Annotated in this window: 15 protein-coding genes; 5 read left to right on the top strand and 10 right to left on the bottom strand. The window is 72.3% G+C overall.

What is annotated here, in order from left to right; genetic code table 11:
* Positions 1-377: 377 nt before the first annotated feature.
* Positions 378-788, top strand: a complete 411-nt coding sequence (locus ACFO9I_RS20860; RefSeq protein ID WP_379184438.1) for a pilus assembly protein CpaE — start codon at positions 378-380, stop codon at positions 786-788.
* A gap of 53 nt (positions 789-841) precedes the next feature.
* On the opposite strand, the gene ACFO9I_RS20865 is transcribed toward ACFO9I_RS20860, so the two are convergent.
* The 4 genes from ACFO9I_RS20865 to ACFO9I_RS20880 all read right to left on the bottom strand — a co-directional run bounded on the left by ACFO9I_RS20865 (position 842) and on the right by ACFO9I_RS20880 (position 5,292).
* Positions 842-1,630: a carbon-nitrogen hydrolase family protein gene (locus ACFO9I_RS20865; protein ID WP_379184440.1), complete on the bottom strand. Its 789-nt coding sequence runs from the start codon at positions 1,628-1,630 to the stop codon at positions 842-844.
* A gap of 3 nt (positions 1,631-1,633) precedes the next feature.
* Positions 1,634-2,740, bottom strand: a complete 1,107-nt coding sequence (locus ACFO9I_RS20870) for a GuaB3 family IMP dehydrogenase-related protein (RefSeq protein WP_379184442.1) — start codon at positions 2,738-2,740, stop codon at positions 1,634-1,636.
* A gap of 52 nt (positions 2,741-2,792) precedes the next feature.
* The gene (guaB, locus tag ACFO9I_RS20875; protein WP_379184444.1) at positions 2,793-4,304 is read right to left on the bottom strand and encodes an IMP dehydrogenase; all 1,512 of its coding nucleotides are present in this window, start codon (positions 4,302-4,304) and stop codon (positions 2,793-2,795) included.
* An 85-nt stretch (positions 4,305-4,389) separates the two neighbouring features.
* Positions 4,390-5,292, bottom strand: a complete 903-nt coding sequence (locus tag ACFO9I_RS20880) for a GNAT family N-acetyltransferase (RefSeq protein ID WP_379184446.1) — start codon at positions 5,290-5,292, stop codon at positions 4,390-4,392.
* Positions 5,293-5,409: 117 nt separating this feature from the next.
* Between ACFO9I_RS20880 and ACFO9I_RS20885 the strand changes: the two genes are divergently transcribed.
* The 3 genes from ACFO9I_RS20885 to ACFO9I_RS20895 all read left to right on the top strand — a co-directional run bounded on the left by ACFO9I_RS20885 (position 5,410) and on the right by ACFO9I_RS20895 (position 7,578).
* Entirely contained in the window at positions 5,410-5,709 is a 300-nt protein-coding gene (locus ACFO9I_RS20885; RefSeq protein ID WP_379184448.1) for a YciI family protein, read from the top strand.
* A 76-nt stretch (positions 5,710-5,785) separates the two neighbouring features.
* The gene (locus ACFO9I_RS20890) at positions 5,786-6,331 is read left to right on the top strand and encodes a SigE family RNA polymerase sigma factor (protein ID WP_379184450.1); all 546 of its coding nucleotides are present in this window, start codon (positions 5,786-5,788) and stop codon (positions 6,329-6,331) included.
* On the top strand, positions 6,328-7,578 hold the full coding sequence (locus tag ACFO9I_RS20895) for a hypothetical protein (protein WP_379184452.1): 1,251 nt from the start codon (positions 6,328-6,330) through the stop codon (positions 7,576-7,578). Before ACFO9I_RS20890 ends, ACFO9I_RS20895 begins: the two co-directional genes overlap by 4 nt.
* A gap of 119 nt (positions 7,579-7,697) precedes the next feature.
* On the opposite strand, the gene groL is transcribed toward ACFO9I_RS20895, so the two are convergent.
* The 3 genes from groL to ACFO9I_RS20910 all read right to left on the bottom strand — a co-directional run bounded on the left by groL (position 7,698) and on the right by ACFO9I_RS20910 (position 10,939).
* On the bottom strand, positions 7,698-9,326 hold the full coding sequence (groL, locus tag ACFO9I_RS20900) for a chaperonin GroEL (RefSeq protein ID WP_379184454.1): 1,629 nt from the start codon (positions 9,324-9,326) through the stop codon (positions 7,698-7,700).
* A gap of 77 nt (positions 9,327-9,403) precedes the next feature.
* The gene (gene groES, locus ACFO9I_RS20905; protein ID WP_379185075.1) at positions 9,404-9,697 is read right to left on the bottom strand and encodes a co-chaperone GroES; all 294 of its coding nucleotides are present in this window, start codon (positions 9,695-9,697) and stop codon (positions 9,404-9,406) included.
* Between the two features lie 210 nt (positions 9,698-9,907).
* A complete protein-coding gene (locus ACFO9I_RS20910; RefSeq protein ID WP_379184456.1) occupies positions 9,908-10,939 on the bottom strand; it encodes a hypothetical protein in 1,032 nt (343 codons plus the stop codon).
* 58 nt (positions 10,940-10,997) lie between these two features.
* On the opposite strand from ACFO9I_RS20910, the gene ACFO9I_RS20915 reads away from it, so the two are divergent.
* Positions 10,998-12,158, top strand: coding sequence for a THUMP-like domain-containing protein (locus ACFO9I_RS20915; RefSeq protein WP_379184458.1), 1,161 nt, complete (start codon positions 10,998-11,000; stop codon positions 12,156-12,158).
* Positions 12,159-12,165: 7 nt separating this feature from the next.
* Here the strand turns inward: ACFO9I_RS20915 and ACFO9I_RS20920 are convergent, their stop codons facing one another.
* The 3 genes from ACFO9I_RS20920 to ACFO9I_RS20930 are packed head-to-tail and all read right to left on the bottom strand — an operon-like array spanning position 12,166 to position 14,930.
* Positions 12,166-13,182 (bottom strand): cobalamin B12-binding domain-containing protein, encoded by a 1,017-nt coding sequence (locus ACFO9I_RS20920; protein ID WP_379184460.1) that lies wholly within the window; start codon positions 13,180-13,182, stop codon positions 12,166-12,168.
* 39 nt (positions 13,183-13,221) lie between these two features.
* Positions 13,222-13,845, bottom strand: coding sequence for an MBL fold metallo-hydrolase (locus ACFO9I_RS20925; protein WP_379184462.1), 624 nt, complete (start codon positions 13,843-13,845; stop codon positions 13,222-13,224).
* Positions 13,842-14,930, bottom strand: a complete 1,089-nt coding sequence (locus tag ACFO9I_RS20930; protein WP_379184464.1) for an S-(hydroxymethyl)mycothiol dehydrogenase — start codon at positions 14,928-14,930, stop codon at positions 13,842-13,844. The genes ACFO9I_RS20925 and ACFO9I_RS20930 overlap by 4 nt, the downstream gene beginning before the upstream one ends.
* Position 14,931 lies beyond the last annotated feature (1 nt).

Here is a 14,931-nt window from a genome sequence, read left to right on the forward strand (position 1 = left end):
GAGTTCTCAAGAATCAGACGCACACCGCGCTCCGGGCTTTTCCGGCCCCTCGCTGCGGCGACTCCGTAAACTTTAGCGGAACGTTTCCGGCCCCGCAATTCGAGGCTTTCACCCTCCGCCCTCCGCACAGCACCCGAAACAGCTTTCCGGGAACACCCTCTTCAGGACGCACCCATCCACCCGAAAGATGTTGGTTGGAAGTGGCCACCCCGGGGCCGGCCGCCCAACCCTCAGGTCTTGCGGCCCGCCGCTCCCTGGCGACCCGGAGAACATTAGACAGGTCTGGGCCGAAGCACAAATCGGGCCCGTCGCCCCCATCGGACCACCCGAGCGGCCGCCTGCGACGCCGGTGACCGGCACCGACGCAGACTGGACCCATGGTGGGTCTCGAGGTGGCACGTGCGCTCCGCGACGCGGGGGTGGTCTGGCGGCCCCGCAAGGGCGACCGGTTCGCGATCCCCGACCGCGACCTCGACGACCACGTCTTCGTCCTCAGCGACATGGTCGTCGAGCTGGTCGAGGTGCCCGACGGTGACCGGGTGCTGGCCTTCAACGGCACCACCGAATGGGCGCTGGACGCCCTCGAGGCGAACGAGGCGGTGTGGCTTCCGCGCGAGGACCAGCTGCGCGAGCTTCTCGGCGAGCGGTTCGTCGCCCTCGAGCGCCTGCCGGGGGTGACCGCCGGCTGGGCGGTCACCGTGCGGAACGGTCGCGACGAGGTCCGGCACGTCGACGTCGACGCGGAGGCGGCGTACGTGCGTGCGGTGCTGGCCCTGCTGGCCGGCTGAGCTCGCCCACCTCTCCCCGCCGGCCGTGAGCCGCCAGGCCTCGGCCGGGCCGGTCAGCGCAGCCGGGGACCGAGTGTGGCCGGCCGGTCGGCGCGCATGGTCCGGACCTGTCGGGTCGCGGCCACCACCTCGGGATCGAGCTCCGCGATCGCGACACCCTCCTCCTCCCCCAGCCGGGCGAGCGGTCGTCCCTCGGGGTCGAGGACCGCCGAGCCACCGATGAACGTGCGCGCGCCGCCGCGACCCGTGGCCGCGGCCAGCACGACGTACATGCCGTTGTCGAGCGCACGGGCGGCCAGGGCGGTGTCACGACGGTGCGCCGCGCCCGGGAAGAAGGCTGCCGAGCAGAGGTAGCCCGCGGCGCCGTCGTCGGCAGCCGCGCGGGCATGCTCCGGGAAGCTGCTGTCGTAGCAGATCGACAGCCCGAGCTCGACCCCGTCGACGGTGATCGACGCCCCGTGGTCCCCGGCACTGAAGAACGGACGCTCGTCGGCGTCGAGGTGCTGCTTGTCGTACGGCGCGGTGACGTCGCCGTCGGGCCGGACCACCAGCATCGCCAGCGTGCGCCGGTCGCCGCGGTCGAGCGGCGTGCTGACGACGACGACCGAGCCGGTGTCGGCGGCGGCGCTGCGCAGCGGGTCCAGCCAGCCGCTGTCCAGGTCGTCCGCGCGCGGGACCGCGCCGCTGAAGACGTCCTCGTCGTAGCCCGTGAGGAACGCCTCGGGGAGGACCACGACGCGGACGCCCTGGCTGCCGGCGAGCGTGACCAGCCGCGCCGCGGTGGCGACGTTGGCCGGCACGTCCCCGGGGACGGCGGCAGCCTGGGCAGCAGCGACCAGCATCGGCTACTCGACGACGACCTCGACCCGCTGGAACTCCTTGAGGTCGGTGTATCCGGTGGTGGCCATCGAACGCCGCAGCGCGCCGATGAGGTTCATGGTGCCGTCTGCGACCCGCGACGGGCCGAACAGGATCTCCTCGAGGGTGCCCACGGTGTCGAAGCGGACGCGCTGGCCGCGGGGCAGCTCGGCGTGGTGCGCCTCGGTGCCCCAGTGGAAGCTGCGCCCGGGGGCGTCGGAGGCCCGCGCGAACGGCGAGCCGACCATGACGGCGTCGGCGCCGCAGGCGATCGCCTTGGCGATGTCGCCCGAGCGGCCGATCGAGCCGTCGGCGATGACGTGCACGTAGCGGCCGCCCGACTCGTCGAGGTAGTCGCGGCGGGCCGCGGCGACGTCGGCGACCGCCGAGGCCATCGGCACCGCCACGCCGAGCACGGTGCGCGTGGTGTGGGCGGCGCCGCCGCCGAAGCCGACGAGCACGCCAGCCGCGCCGGTGCGCATCAGGTGCAGGGCGGCCTGGTAGGTCGCGCAGCCGCCGACGATCACCGGCACGTCGAGCTCGTAGATGAACTCCTTGAGGTTCAGTGGCTCGGCCTGCGAGGAGACGTGCTCGGCCGAGACCGTGGTGCCGCGGATGACGAACATGTCGACGCCGGCGTCGACCACGGTCTTCGCGAACTCCTTGGTCCGCTGGGGGGAGAGCGACCCGGCGACGGTCACCCCGGCCTCGCGGACCTCGCGGAGCCGCTCGGTGATGAGCTCGGGACGGATCGGCGCGGTGTAGATCTCCTGCATCCTGCGGGTGGCGTCGCTGCCCTCAAGGCCCGCGACCTCCTCCAGCAGGGACGTGGGGTCGTCGTACCGCGTCCAGAGCCCCTCGAGGTTGAGCACACCGAGCCCGCCGAACCGGCCGAACGCGATCGCCGTCTCCGGCGACATCACCGAGTCCATCGGGGCGGCCATCACCGGCAGCTCGAAGCGGTAGGCGTCGATCTGCCAGGCGACACTGACCTCCTCGGGGTCACGGGTGCGCCGCGAGGGGACGATCGCCACGTCGTCGAAGGAGTAGGCACGACGCGCGCGCTTGGCACGCCCGATCTCGATCTCGGTCACAGGTCAGCTCCTCGGCTGTGGTCTCGACACGCTCGACCAGCGGTGGTCGGGCTCAACGGCCGGTGTAGTTGGGGGCCTCGACGGTCATCTGCACGTCGTGGGGGTGGCTCTCCTTGAGCGAGGCGGAGGTGATCCGCACGAAGCGGCCCTTCTCCTGCAGCTCGGGGACGGTGCGCGCGCCGACGTAGAACATCGACTGGTTCAGGCCGCCGATGAGCTGGTGGGAGACCGCCGCGAGCGGGCCGCGGTAGGCGACCTGGCCCTCGATGCCCTCGGGCACGATCTTGTCGTCGCTGGTGACCTCGGCCTGGAAGTAGCGGTCCTTGGAGTAGGACTTCTTGCCGCGGCTGGACATCGCGCCGAGCGAACCCATCCCGCGGTAGGACTTGTACTGCTTGCCGTTCACGAAGACCAGCTCGCCCGGGGACTCCTCGCAGCCGGCGAGCAGCGACCCCAGCATCACGGTGTCGGCGCCGGCGACCAGCGCCTTCGCGATCTCGCCCGAGTGCTTCATGCCGCCGTCGGCGATCACCGGGACACCCGCGGGCTTGGCGGCCAGCGACGCCTCGTAGACCGCGGTGACCTGCGGGACCCCGACGCCGGTGACGACGCGCGTGGTGCAGATGGACCCCGGACCCACGCCGACCTTGATCGCGTCGGAGCCAGCGTCGACGAACGCCTGGGCGCCCTCGCGGGTCGCGACGTTGCCACCGATGACCTGCACGTGCCGGGTCGCCGGGTCGGTCTTGAGCCGCTTGACCATGTCGAGCAGCAGCCGGACGTTGCCGTGGGCGGTGTCGGCGACGAGCACGTCCACGCCGGCCTCGACCAGGGTGGTGGCGCGCTGCCAGGCATCGCCGAAGTAGCCGATCGCGGCGCCGACGAGCAGCCGGCCGTCGGCGTCGTACGACGCGTGGGGGAACTGCTCGGACTTCACGAAGTCCTTGACCGTGATGAGGCCGGCGAGGCGGCCGTCGTCGTCGACCAGCGGCAGCCGCTCGCGCTTGTGCTTGCGCAGCAGCAGCGTGGCGTCGTCGCGGGAGATGCCGACCGGGCCGGTGATCAGCGGCATCGGCGTCATCACCTCGTCGACCTTGGTGGTCGCCCACTCCGCGACCGGGGTGAAGCGCAGGTCGCGGTTGGTGATGATGCCGAGCAGCCGGTTGTCGGTGTCGACCACGGGGAGGCCGGAGACGCGGTACTCGCCGCAGATCCGGTCGAGGTCCTCCAGCGTCGCGTCGGGGCCGATCGTCACCGGGTTGGAGATGATGCCGGTCTGGGTGCGCTTGACGAGGTCGACCTGGTAGGCCTGGTCCTCGATCGACAGGTTGCGGTGGAGCACGCCGAGGCCACCCTGGCGGGCCATCGCGATGGCCATCCGGGACTCGGTGACCGTGTCCATGGCGGCGCTGACGAGGGGCACCTTGAGCGAGATCTCGCGGGTCAGCCGCGAGGTCGTGTCGATGTCCGAGGGCGCCAGGTCCGAGTGCCCGGGCAGCAGCAGGACGTCGTCGTAGGTCAGGCCGAGGGCGGCGAACTTGTCGGGGAGCTCCACCCGGAGCATCCTACCGAGGTCCGCCGCCCCGACCGAAGTCACGGCGGCCCCCGGTCCCGGCCCGGATCCCGGCCCGGACCGGCACCGGACCTGCTCAGCCGGGGAGCGGTCTCAGCGACCGGACGGGAACGCGCACGGTCAGCTGGTCGGCCGCCATCCGGATCCGCGCGCGGAGCCCGGCGGCGAGCACCATCGGCAGCACCGCCTGGTTGTCCGCGCGCGTGGTGAGCACGATCTCCGTGGCGCCCATCGACCCCGCCAGGCGGGCCGCGTCCACGAGGAGACGGGTGCCGATCCCCCGGCGCTGCCAGGCGGGGTCCACGCGCAGGGTGACCGGGCGGACGTCGGGCTCGTCCACCAGGGCCGGCCGGACCACGGCGAGGCCCACGGGGGTGTCGTCGATCGTGGCGCGGACCGCGTCGTCCTCGACGGCGTACTCCGGCGTCGAGCCGTGGCCGACCCGGCGTCCCGGCGCGGGGCCGGCCGCTGCCTCGCGCCCCCGGGCGAGGACGTCGGAGACCAGCTCGGCCAGGGCCGCGCCGCGGGCATGCTCCGTCGCGGTGAACGGCGCCGTGCGACGCACCTGCACCTGCACGTCCCCCACCGTCATGTCCATCACGTCCTGCACCGAGGCCAGGTCACCCGGCGCGGGGTCGGCCTCGGCGTCGAAGAGCATCGCCACGACCTCCGGGAACGACGCCGGCTGGGCCAGGATCGTGCGGGCCGCCTGCACGTAACGGGTCGGCTGGTCGGTGAGCGCGGCCTCGGTGCACGGGGCGGCACTGACCGCCAACCCACCGGAGGCCTCGACGACCGCGGCGATCTCGGGCAGTCCCCAGCCCGGCGGCGTGCGCAGCACCAGCTCGTCGGTCACCGCCTCGATGCCCGGGAAGATCTGCAGCCCGAGGATGTTCACCCCCGCCTCGCCGCAGCTCCGGGCGAGCACGGCCAGCGAGCCCGGTCGGTCGGGCAGGGTCGTTCGAACTCTCCACAACATGGGTCCCCCCTCGGTCGATGTGCGGATGCGAGCACTGTGCACGGACGACGTTGCCGGTCGACGTCGGCCGTGTTTCCGGCACGTGTCAGCCGCTCCACGCTCTGCGATGCTGGCGGCATGCGCAGCTGGATCTACTTCCTCCACCCGCCGCGGAGCGGCTTCGCGGCCACGATGACCCCGGAGGAGGAGTCGGTCTTCGCAGAGCACTTCGCGCACCTCCAGCGGCTGCTCGACGAGGGCACCCTGGTGCTCGCCGGGCCCACCCTGGGCGAGGAGAACACCGGCATCGCCGTCTTCGAGGCGCCGGACGAGGAGTCCGCCCGCGCGGTGATGGAGAGCGATCCGGCGATCGCCAGCGGCACGGTCCGCGGGGAGCTGCGCGAGATGCGGGTGTCGCTGCTCCGCGGTCGCGCCTGACATCGACGGCGCCGGCCGTGCAACCGTTTCCCCGCTGACCACGTTCAGTGGGCATGGACCTGACTCGGGGGGCTCGTTGACCAGGCGGCACGGAGCGGACGACACCGCCTTCACCGACTTCGCGGCGGCATCGAGCGCCCGCCTGCGCAGCACGGCGTACCTGCTGTGCGGTGACTGGGAGCGCGCGTCCGACCACGTCCAGGAGGGCCTCATCCGGGTGTACGTCGCCTGGCCGCGGCTGGTGCGCAAGGGCGGCGAGCACGCCTACGCCCGACGCGCGGTGGTCAGCGCGTTCCTGGACAGCGCCCGCCGGCGCTCCAGCCGGGAGCGCCCCGTGGAGGTGGACGCCACCCAGACGTCCGGCGAGGACGTCGCCGGCGCCGTCACCGACCGGGCGGCGCTGATGGCGGCGTTGGCACGACTGCCGGAACGCCAGCGGGCCTGCGTGGTGCTGCGCTACTTCGAGGACCTCGACGTCCGGGAGACCGCGCAGGCCCTCGGGTGCAGCGAGGGCACCGTCAAGAGCCAGACCTCGCGCGCCCTGGCCACCCTGCGGTCCATGTTCGAGAGCGCGTCGCGCGACGAGCTCGCCGTCGTCGGGGAAAGGACCCTCCCGTGGTGAACGACCTCAAGCAGCTGCTGCACGACAACGTCTCGGCCCCGCCGCCGGACCACCTCGACCTGGAGCGCGTGGTGAGCCGCGGCCGCTCTCGCGTCCGGGCGCGTCGCACCGGGCTGGTGGCCGGGGTCGTCGCCACCGTCGCCGTCCTCGGCACCGCCGGGGCTGCGCTGGGTGGCCTGTTCGACACAGGCCCCGGTCCCGCCTCCCCCGCACGACAGCTGGCCCCGGTCGGGCCCGTGCTGAAGCTCTCCGACGCGGTGCCTGCGGTTCGTGGGACCGACTACGAGGTGCTCGACCACCACACGAACGTGAACCTCGACCGCGCCAACGGCGAGTACTACGCAGGCATCACCGACGACGGGTGGGTCCTGTTCCAGGACGGCCCGCACGGGATCCGCAACACCAGCACCTACGCGCTCTACAACCCCGAGACCTCTGTGCAGGACTCGCTCCCGGACCCGCCGATCGCGCTCGAGCGCCCCCTCGACCTCGGCCGTGACCGGCTGGTGTTCCTCGGTGGGCGTCAGGACCCGACCAACCTGTCGGTCGTCACGTACGACCGCACCACGCACCGGTGGAGCCGGACTGTCTGGGACGGGCTCCCGCGCCGCGACTACTCCTACTACACCGCGATCGGCCCCGACGACCGCCTCTACGTCGCCTACGCCCACGGCACGGGCTGGAGGACCTTCGACCTCTGGTCGATGGCGCTCGACGACCCGGGCGACGTGCGCGACGAGCACCTGGTGGTCGGGGACTTCACCATCGAGGGTGACCAGCTGACCTGGACCGCGACGCACAACGAGCCGAACGACGTCGTTCGCATCCGCGACCTGACCACCGGCGAGGAGTCCTCGTTCGACCCACGGTCCGGCGACCGGTGCAACCAGCTCTCCCTCGACCGCACCCCGCGGTACGTCGTGCTCGGCACGTACTGCGGCCGGCACGACGGGGTGCGCGACGACCGGGTCCAGGTCGTCACCACCGACGGCTCCCCGGTCGTCACCGTCCGTGACGACGGCGCCGAGCTCGCGGGCACCACCGACGGCGACCTGGTCGTCCGGTCCTACAACCAGGAGCTCGGCGGCACCTTCGTCCTCGACTACGCCACCGGCCGGCTGGTGCGCATCAGCGAGGCCACGTCGCGGTTCTCGATGGAGGCGCCCTGGGCCGGCGACCTGTTCATCTGGGACACGCCGGTCAACGGTGGCCACGGCGCCACCCAGTGGCTGGGCCGGACGCGCTGAGGCGGCCGCACCCGCGGGGCCTGCCACACCGACCCGGCCGGCGCGGTCGGACATGACACCGGCCCGTCGTCAGCAGACGACGGGCCGGTGCGGTGTCGCGTCAGGACGCGACGGGTGGATCAGTGGCCGTGGCCGTGACCGTGGCCGTGGCCGGCCGCGGCAGCCTCGTCCTCGTCCTCCGGCTTGTCGACGACCAGGGTCTCGGTCGTGAGCAGCATGCCCGCGATCGAGGTGGCGTTGACGAGCGCGGAGCGGGTGACCTTGACCGGGTCCAGGACACCCTGGGCGACCAGGTCGCCGTACTCCTCGGTGGCGGCGTTGTAGCCGTTGCCGACGCCGAGCTCGCGGACCTTGGTGGTCACGACGTAGCCGTTCTGGCCGCCGTTCTCGGCGATCCAGCGCAGCGGCTCGTCGGCCGACTTGCGGACGATCCGGACGCCCACGGCCTCGTCGCCGGTGAGGCCGAGGTCGTCGGAGAGGACCGAGACCGCGTGGATGAGCGCGGAGCCACCGCCGGGGACGATGCCCTCCTCGATCGCGGCGCGCGTCGCGGAGACGGCGTCCTCGATACGGTGCTTCTTCTCCTTCAGCTCCACCTCGGTGGCGGCGCCGACCTTGATCACGCACACGCCGCCGGCCAGCTTCGCGAGGCGCTCCTGGAGCTTCTCGCGGTCCCAGTCGGAGTCGGTGGACTCGATCTCGGCCTTGATCTGGTTGACGCGCCCCTCGACCTCGGCGGCGTCACCGGCGCCGTCGACGATCGTGGTGTTGTCCTTGGTGATGACGACGCGGCGCGCCTGGCCGAGGACCTCGAGGCCGACCTGGTCGAGCTTGAGCCCGACCTCGGGCGCCACGACCTGACCGCCGGTCAGGGTCGCGATGTCCTGCATCATCGCCTTGCGACGGTCACCGAACGCCGGGCTCTTCACCGCGACCGCGTTGAAGGTGCCGCGGATCTTGTTCACGACCAGGGTGGAGAGGGCCTCGCCCTCGACGTCCTCGGCCAGGATGAACAGCGGCTTGCCGGCCTGGATGACCTTCTCCAGCAGGGGCAGCAGGTCGGCGATCGCCGAGATCTTGCCCTGGTGCAGGAGGATGTAGGGGTCGTCGAGGACGGCCTCCATGCGCTCCGGGTCGCTGACGAAGTACGCCGAGATGTAGCCCTTGTCGAACTGCATGCCCTCGGTGAACTCCAGCTCGGTGCCCATGGTGTTGGACTCCTCGACGGTGATCACGCCGTCCTTGCCGACCTTGTCGAAGGCCTCGGCGAGCAGCTCGCCGATGTGGGAGTCGCGGCTGGAGATCGTGGCGACCGAGGCCATGTCCTCCTTGGACTCCACCTCGCGAGCAGCCTCGCGCAGCGCGTCGCCGACGGCCTCGGCCGCGGCGTCCATGCCCCGCTTGAGACCCATCGGGTTGGCACCGGCGGCCACCGCACGCAGGCCCTCGTGGACCATCGCCTGGGCGAGCACGGTCGCGGTGGTCGTGCCGTCACCGGCGACGTCGTTGGTCTTGGTGGCAACTTCCTTGGTCAGCTGCGCACCGAGGTTCTCGAACGGGTCGTCCAGCTCGATCTCACGCGCGACGGTCACGCCGTCGTTGGTGATGGTCGGCGCGCCCCACTTCTTGTCGAGGACGACGTAGCGGCCCTTGGGGCCCAGCGTCACCTTGACGGCGTTGGCGAGCGCGTCGACGCCCCGCTCGAGCGCGCGGCGGGCGCCCTCGTCGAACTCAAGAATCTTCGGCATTGCTCTCCTCAAAGAGATCGGGTCGTGTGCCTGAGAGCGCGCCAGGGCGCGTCGTCAGGCACACGACCCAGGGAAAATCAGGAAACGACAGCCAGCACGTCGCGGGCGGAGAGGATGAGGAACTCCGAACCGCCGTACTTGACCTCGGTGCCGCCGTACTTGCTGTAGATGACCTTGTCGCCGACGGCCACGTCCAGCGGGACGCGGTTGCCGTTGTCGTCGATACGACCCGGACCGGTCGCCACGACCTCGCCCTCCTGGGGCTTCTCCTTGGCGGTGTCGGGGATGACCAGGCCGGACGCCGTGGTCTGCTCGGCCTCGAGCGGCTTGACGACGATGCGGTCCTCGAGGGGCTTGATGTTGACCGACACGATGTCGACCTCCACTTTCTCCACTTGTCTGACGTAGGGCTGGAGCACTCCGGGTGACGGGAGTCCTCCGGACGTTGGGGCTTGCTGGGAGGTACGCCGTCGCGGGGGTCGCACTTCGCTCGCAAGCGCTGGCACCCTCATGGTGAGAGTGCCAGTCCAGACGTTAGCACTCGCCTCGAATGAGTGCCAGCAGCTGGGTCGACCGACTCCTCAGACCTTCCCTGCGTACACGCGCCTGACCACCGTCGGGGCGCCGACGGACCGGGCCTCGTCGGGGTCCTCGGCCCGGGCCCGGACCACGCGCCTGAAGGACAGCGACGCGCGGGACGAGGTGTCCGCGACCTCGAAGACCGCCCGCGCCGACCACGACCCGTCCGACTGGAGGCCGACCTCCTCGCCCTCCTCGAGCGGGAACAGTCGGGGCCCGGTGCCGCCCTCGAGCGACAGCCGCACCGGCGCCGGCTCGACCACGTAGTCGACGACACCGGCGGTGCCGTCGTACCCCACCAGCACGGGTCGGGCCGAGAAGTCGACCACGACCCAGGCCCGTCCGGGTGACGCCCACCCGACCTCGCCGGCGTAGGGCAGGGCGTTGCTCACGCGCACCGCGCAGTCTGCGCCGAAGGCGTACAGCGACCGACGCTCGGGCCACAGCCGTGAGGAGGGACAGTGGCCCCACTCGAAGCGGGGCACGTCGTGGTACAGGGACCCGGGCCCGTCGCCGCGCGCGAGCACCGGGTCGTAGGCGTCGTCGACGGTCTGGACCAGGCCGTCGTACTCCACCCGGTAGCCGATGTCCTCCGCATCCGCGGGTACGGCGACGTGCACGGCGTGGACGCCCTCCTCGTCGAGCGGACCCACCGGCAGGTCGGCACCGTCCGCCACCACCGTCAGCAGAGGGTGCGCGTCCTGCGGCGGGTCCATCACGAAGACGTCGCCCGGCTGGGCCTCGAGGTCCCACGCCAGGCTCACGAAGCGGATGTCGTCGCCACCCTCGGCACTCACCTCCGCGTCGTCGGCGCTGACCTGGTCGATGCGCTCGCGGGGGGTGCTGACGGTGAAGTCGTAGCGACGTCCGGGCACGACCAGGACGGAGTGACGGCCCTCGACCTGGCCGCTGAGCTGCGCCGTCACCACCTGGCCCACGGCCGCGCGTGGCTGGTCCGGTCCGGACGCGTCCGACATGACGGAGCAACCCGTCGTGGCGACTGCCACCGCCAGAAGGACTCCCCCGTTCCTCATGTCGGCATGCTGCCCTCCCCCGCACCGGCCAAACCGCACAGCCTGCGAGGATCGACGGATGGAGCTCGACGACTTCCGCTGGCTGCTGACCGACGAGGGCCAGCGGCTGCTGGCCGCGGCCGACGAGGTGGTCGACGAGGACCCGCTGCGGGCCCAGACCACGCTGCGGCGCACGGCGGAGCCCGCGCACGTCGCCGCCGCGCTCACGCAGGCGACCCTGCGCCGCCGGGCGGTCGCGAAGTTCGGCGACCTCGCGGCGCGGATGTACTTCACCCCCGACGGCCTCGAGCAGGCCACCCGCCTGTCCGTCGCCCGGCACCGCGCCGCGCGGGTGGAGGCGTCCTCGGCCGGGACCGTCGTCGACCTCGGCTGCGGGATCGGTGGGGACCTCGTCGCGTTCGCCTCCCGGGGCCTGGTCTGCGCCGGGGTGGACCTCGACCCGGTCCGGGTGGCCGTGGCCGCCGCCAACCTCGCCGCCCTCGGTCTCGACGGCGCCGTCCAGGTCGCCGACGCGACGCAGGTCGACTCCACGCCCTTCGACGTCGCGTTCGCGGACCCGGCGCGTCGCTCGGGGCGGGGTCGCACGTTCGACGTCGACGACTGGACGCCTCCGTGGCCCTTCGTCGAGCAGCTGCTGCGCCGCGACTCCTGCGTCAAGGTCGCGCCCGGCATCCCCCACGAGCTCCTGCCCGAGGGCGTCGAGGCGGAGTGGGTCAGCGACCACGGCGAGGTGAAGGAGGCCGCCCTGTGGTCCGGGCGCCTGGCCACCACGGCCCGGCGGGCCACCGTCATCGGGGACGGCGGACTGGCCACCCTGACCGACGAGGACGACCCGGGCGCCGGCGTGACGCCGGTCGGGCGGTACCTCCACGAGCCGGACGGCGCGGTGATCCGGGCCGGCCTGGTGACGGCGGTCGCGGCGCTCGTGCAGGGCGGGCTGGTCGACGAGCACATCGCCTACGTGACCTCGGACGCGGCGACCCGCACGCCGTTCGCGCGCGGGTACGAGGTCCTCGAGGAGCTGCCCTACCGCGAGAAGGCCCTCCGGGCCGCGCTGCGGGAGCGCGGCGTCGGCACGCTGACGATCAAGAAGCGCGGGGTGAACGTGGTCCCCGACGAGCTGCGCAGACGCCTGGCGCTGCACGGTGACGAGACCGCCACCATCGTGCTCACCCGGGTCGCCGGCCACGGGACCGCGCTGCTGGTCCGACCGCTCTGAGGACGGGTCAGACCGAGGGCTCGGAGATCCCGCCCTCGCTGGGGGCGGCCGACCCGGCGAGGAACACCCGCGCCAACGGGTGGCCACGCAGCGGGCCCGCGAGCAGGTGCCACACCTCCTCCACGAGGCCGGGGGCGGCCCCACGCCGGGCGAGGACCCGGCCGAACCAGTCGCGCACCTCGATCATGATCGTCTCGTCCCCCGTCACCAGCGCCGCGGCGAGGCAGCCGAGCACGTGGTCCACGTGACCCTCGAGCTCCGACCACCACCGGGGCCGGTCGCCCTCGACGGCGTACCGTCGCTCGACGGCGCGCACGACCGCCGGGGTGATCTGGCCGCGGTGCGCGAGGATCCAGGCCGCCTCGACGTCGGCCGGCCCCTCGGGCGGCCGGGGGGCGGCGGGCAGCCGCTCCGGCAGCTCCTCCAGCAGGCGGAGCACGTCGTCGACCCCGTGGGCGTACGCCGTGGCACCCAGCGAGGTGGCCCGTCGTTCGTCGCCGCCGAACGCCCGCCCGCCGACCAGCACCGGGATGCCGATCGCGCGGATGCTGCCGAAGAGGCCCTTCTGGGGCGCCAGCGACGAGGTGAGCGAGGCGCTGAACAGGACCGCCCGCGGCTTGAGCACCAGGACCTGTCGCAGCAGGTCGTGCGGCTCCGGGTCACCCCCGACGTAGCTGACCCGGTGGCCGGCCATCCCCAGCGCCTCGGCGACGACCAGGGCCGGCAGGGCGTGCCGCTCCCCCTCGATGCAGGAGACCAGCACCAGCGGCCGGTCCGGCTCGGGCTCGGGGACGAAGGACCCGAGCCAGTGCACAAGACCCTCGTTGATGGCCGTGGCCGCGTGCTCCTGGGTGACGCTCCAGGCGCCGTCCAGCCACAGCTCGCCGACGCGTTCCTGGGCCGGGACGACGAGCTCGTCGATGATCGCGAGCGGCGACTGCCCGGACTCGTGCAGCCGCTTGACCACCGTGAGGGCGGCGTGCCGGTCACCGGCCTCCAGCGCCTGCCAGTACTCCTCGTTCACCGATCTCCGTCCGTCGTGGCGCGCCGTCCAGGGCATCGCTCAGCCCAGCGCCTCCTGCTCGGCGCCGATCGTGGTGTCGTCGCCGTGCCCGGTGTGCACGACCGTGTCGGCCGGCAGCCCGAACAGGCGGTCCCGGATGGACCGCTTGATCTGCTCCTCGTCGCTGAAGGACCGGCCGGTCGCGCCCGGGCCACCCTGGAAGAGGGTGTCGCCGGTGAAGACGCAGCCGAGCTCCGCGGCGTGGAAGCACACCGCCCCCGGCGCGTGGCCCGGGGTGTGGAGAGCACGCAACGTCGTACCCCCGACGGTGATCTCGAAACCGTCGGCGAGGTCGACGTCCCAGAGGTGGTCCCCGGTCTCCGCGTCGCCGTGGGTCAGCTCCCACAGCGGCCGGTCGTCCGGGTGCAGCATGATCGGCGCGACCGTGCGCTCCCGCAGGGCCGGCGCGACCCGGCAGTGGTCGTCGTGGGCGTGGGTCAACAGGATCGCCTTGACCGTGCGGTCCCCCACCACGGCCATGATGTCGTCGACCGAGTGCGGTGCGTCGATGACGACGCACTCGGTGTCGTCACCGACGACCCAGATGTTGTTGTCGACGTCGAAGGTCTGCCCGTCGAGGCTGAAGGTGCCGCTCGAGACGCCGTGGTCGACGCGGGCGGTCACTTGAGGATCACCACGGACCGCAGCACGTTGCCACCGTGCATCTTCTCGAACGCGGCCTCGACGTCGTCGATGCCGATCTCCTCGGTGACGAACGCGTCGAGGTCGAGCCGCCCCTGCTGGTAGAGGTCGACCAACATCGGGAAGTCGCGCGAGGGCAGGCAGTCGCCGTACCAGCTCGACTTCAGCGAGCCGCCCCGGCCGAAGACGTCGATCAGCGGGATCTCGGGGATCTTCATGTCCGGGGTGGGGACGCCCACGAGCACGACCGTGCCGGCGAGGTCGCGGGCGTAGAAAGCCTGCTTCCAGGTCTCCGGTCGACCGACCGCGTCGATGACGACGTCGGCGCCGTTGCCGCCGGTGAGCTCCTGGATCGCGGCAACGGGGTCGGTGTCCTTGCTGTTCACGGTGTGCGTGGAGCCCATCCGGGTCGCGGCCTCGAGCTTCTTCGCGTCGATGTCGACGGCGATGATCGTGGACGCCCCCGCCAGCGCGGAGCCCGCGACGGCGGCCACGCCGACGCCGCCGCAGCCGATGACGGCCACGGACTTGCCGCGACCCACGTTGCCGGTGTTGATGGCCGCACCGATCCCGGCCATGACCCCGCAGCCGAGCAGGCCCACGGCAGCCGGACGCGCGGACGGGTCGACCTTGGTGCACTGGCCGGCCGCGACCAGGGTCTTCTCCGCGAAGGCTCCGATGCCGAGCGCCGGCGTCAGCTCGGTGCCGTCCTCGAGCGTCATCCTCTGGGTGGCGTTGTGGGTGGCGAAGCAGTACCACGGCTCGCCGCGGTCGCAGGCGCGGCAGTCGCCGCACACCGCGCGCCAGTTGAGGATCACGAAGTCCCCCGGCGCCACGCTGGTGACGTCGTCGCCGACGGCCTCCACCACGCCCGCGGCCTCGTGGCCCAGCAGGAACGGGAAGTCGTCGTTGATGCCGCCCTCGCGGTAGTGCAGGTCGGTGTGGCACACCCCGCACGCCTGCACCTTCACCAGCGCCTCGCCCGGCCCCGGGTCCGGCACGTTGATCGTGGTCACCTCGACCGGCTGTCCCTTGCCGCGTGCGACGACGGCCTTGACCTGCTGCATG

It is taken from the genome of Nocardioides sp. GCM10023255 (genome assembly GCF_042653125.1).
Taxonomy (GTDB): domain Bacteria; phylum Actinomycetota; class Actinomycetes; order Propionibacteriales; family Nocardioidaceae; genus Nocardioides.

What these genes read in the sequence shown, in the direction of transcription:
- ACFO9I_RS20860 (WP_379184438.1), top strand. Translation starts at nt 378, where the DNA reads ATGGTGGGTCTCGAGGTGGCACGTGCGCTCCGCGACGCGGGGGTGGTC.
- guaB (WP_379184444.1), bottom strand. Translation starts at nt 4,304, where the DNA reads ATGCTCCGGGTGGAGCTCCCCGACAAGTTCGCCGCCCTCGGCCTGACC.
- ACFO9I_RS20880 (WP_379184446.1), bottom strand. Translation starts at nt 5,292, where the DNA reads ATGTTGTGGAGAGTTCGAACGACCCTGCCCGACCGACCGGGCTCGCTG.
- ACFO9I_RS20865 (WP_379184440.1), bottom strand. Translation starts at nt 1,630, where the DNA reads ATGCTGGTCGCTGCTGCCCAGGCTGCCGCCGTCCCCGGGGACGTGCCG.
- ACFO9I_RS20885 (WP_379184448.1), top strand. Translation starts at nt 5,410, where the DNA reads ATGCGCAGCTGGATCTACTTCCTCCACCCGCCGCGGAGCGGCTTCGCG.
- groL (WP_379184454.1), bottom strand. Translation starts at nt 9,326, where the DNA reads ATGCCGAAGATTCTTGAGTTCGACGAGGGCGCCCGCCGCGCGCTCGAG.
- ACFO9I_RS20930 (WP_379184464.1), bottom strand. Translation starts at nt 14,930, where the DNA reads ATGCAGCAGGTCAAGGCCGTCGTCGCACGCGGCAAGGGACAGCCGGTC.
- ACFO9I_RS20915 (WP_379184458.1), top strand. Translation starts at nt 10,998, where the DNA reads ATGGAGCTCGACGACTTCCGCTGGCTGCTGACCGACGAGGGCCAGCGG.
- ACFO9I_RS20910 (WP_379184456.1), bottom strand. Translation starts at nt 10,939, where the DNA reads ATGAGGAACGGGGGAGTCCTTCTGGCGGTGGCAGTCGCCACGACGGGT.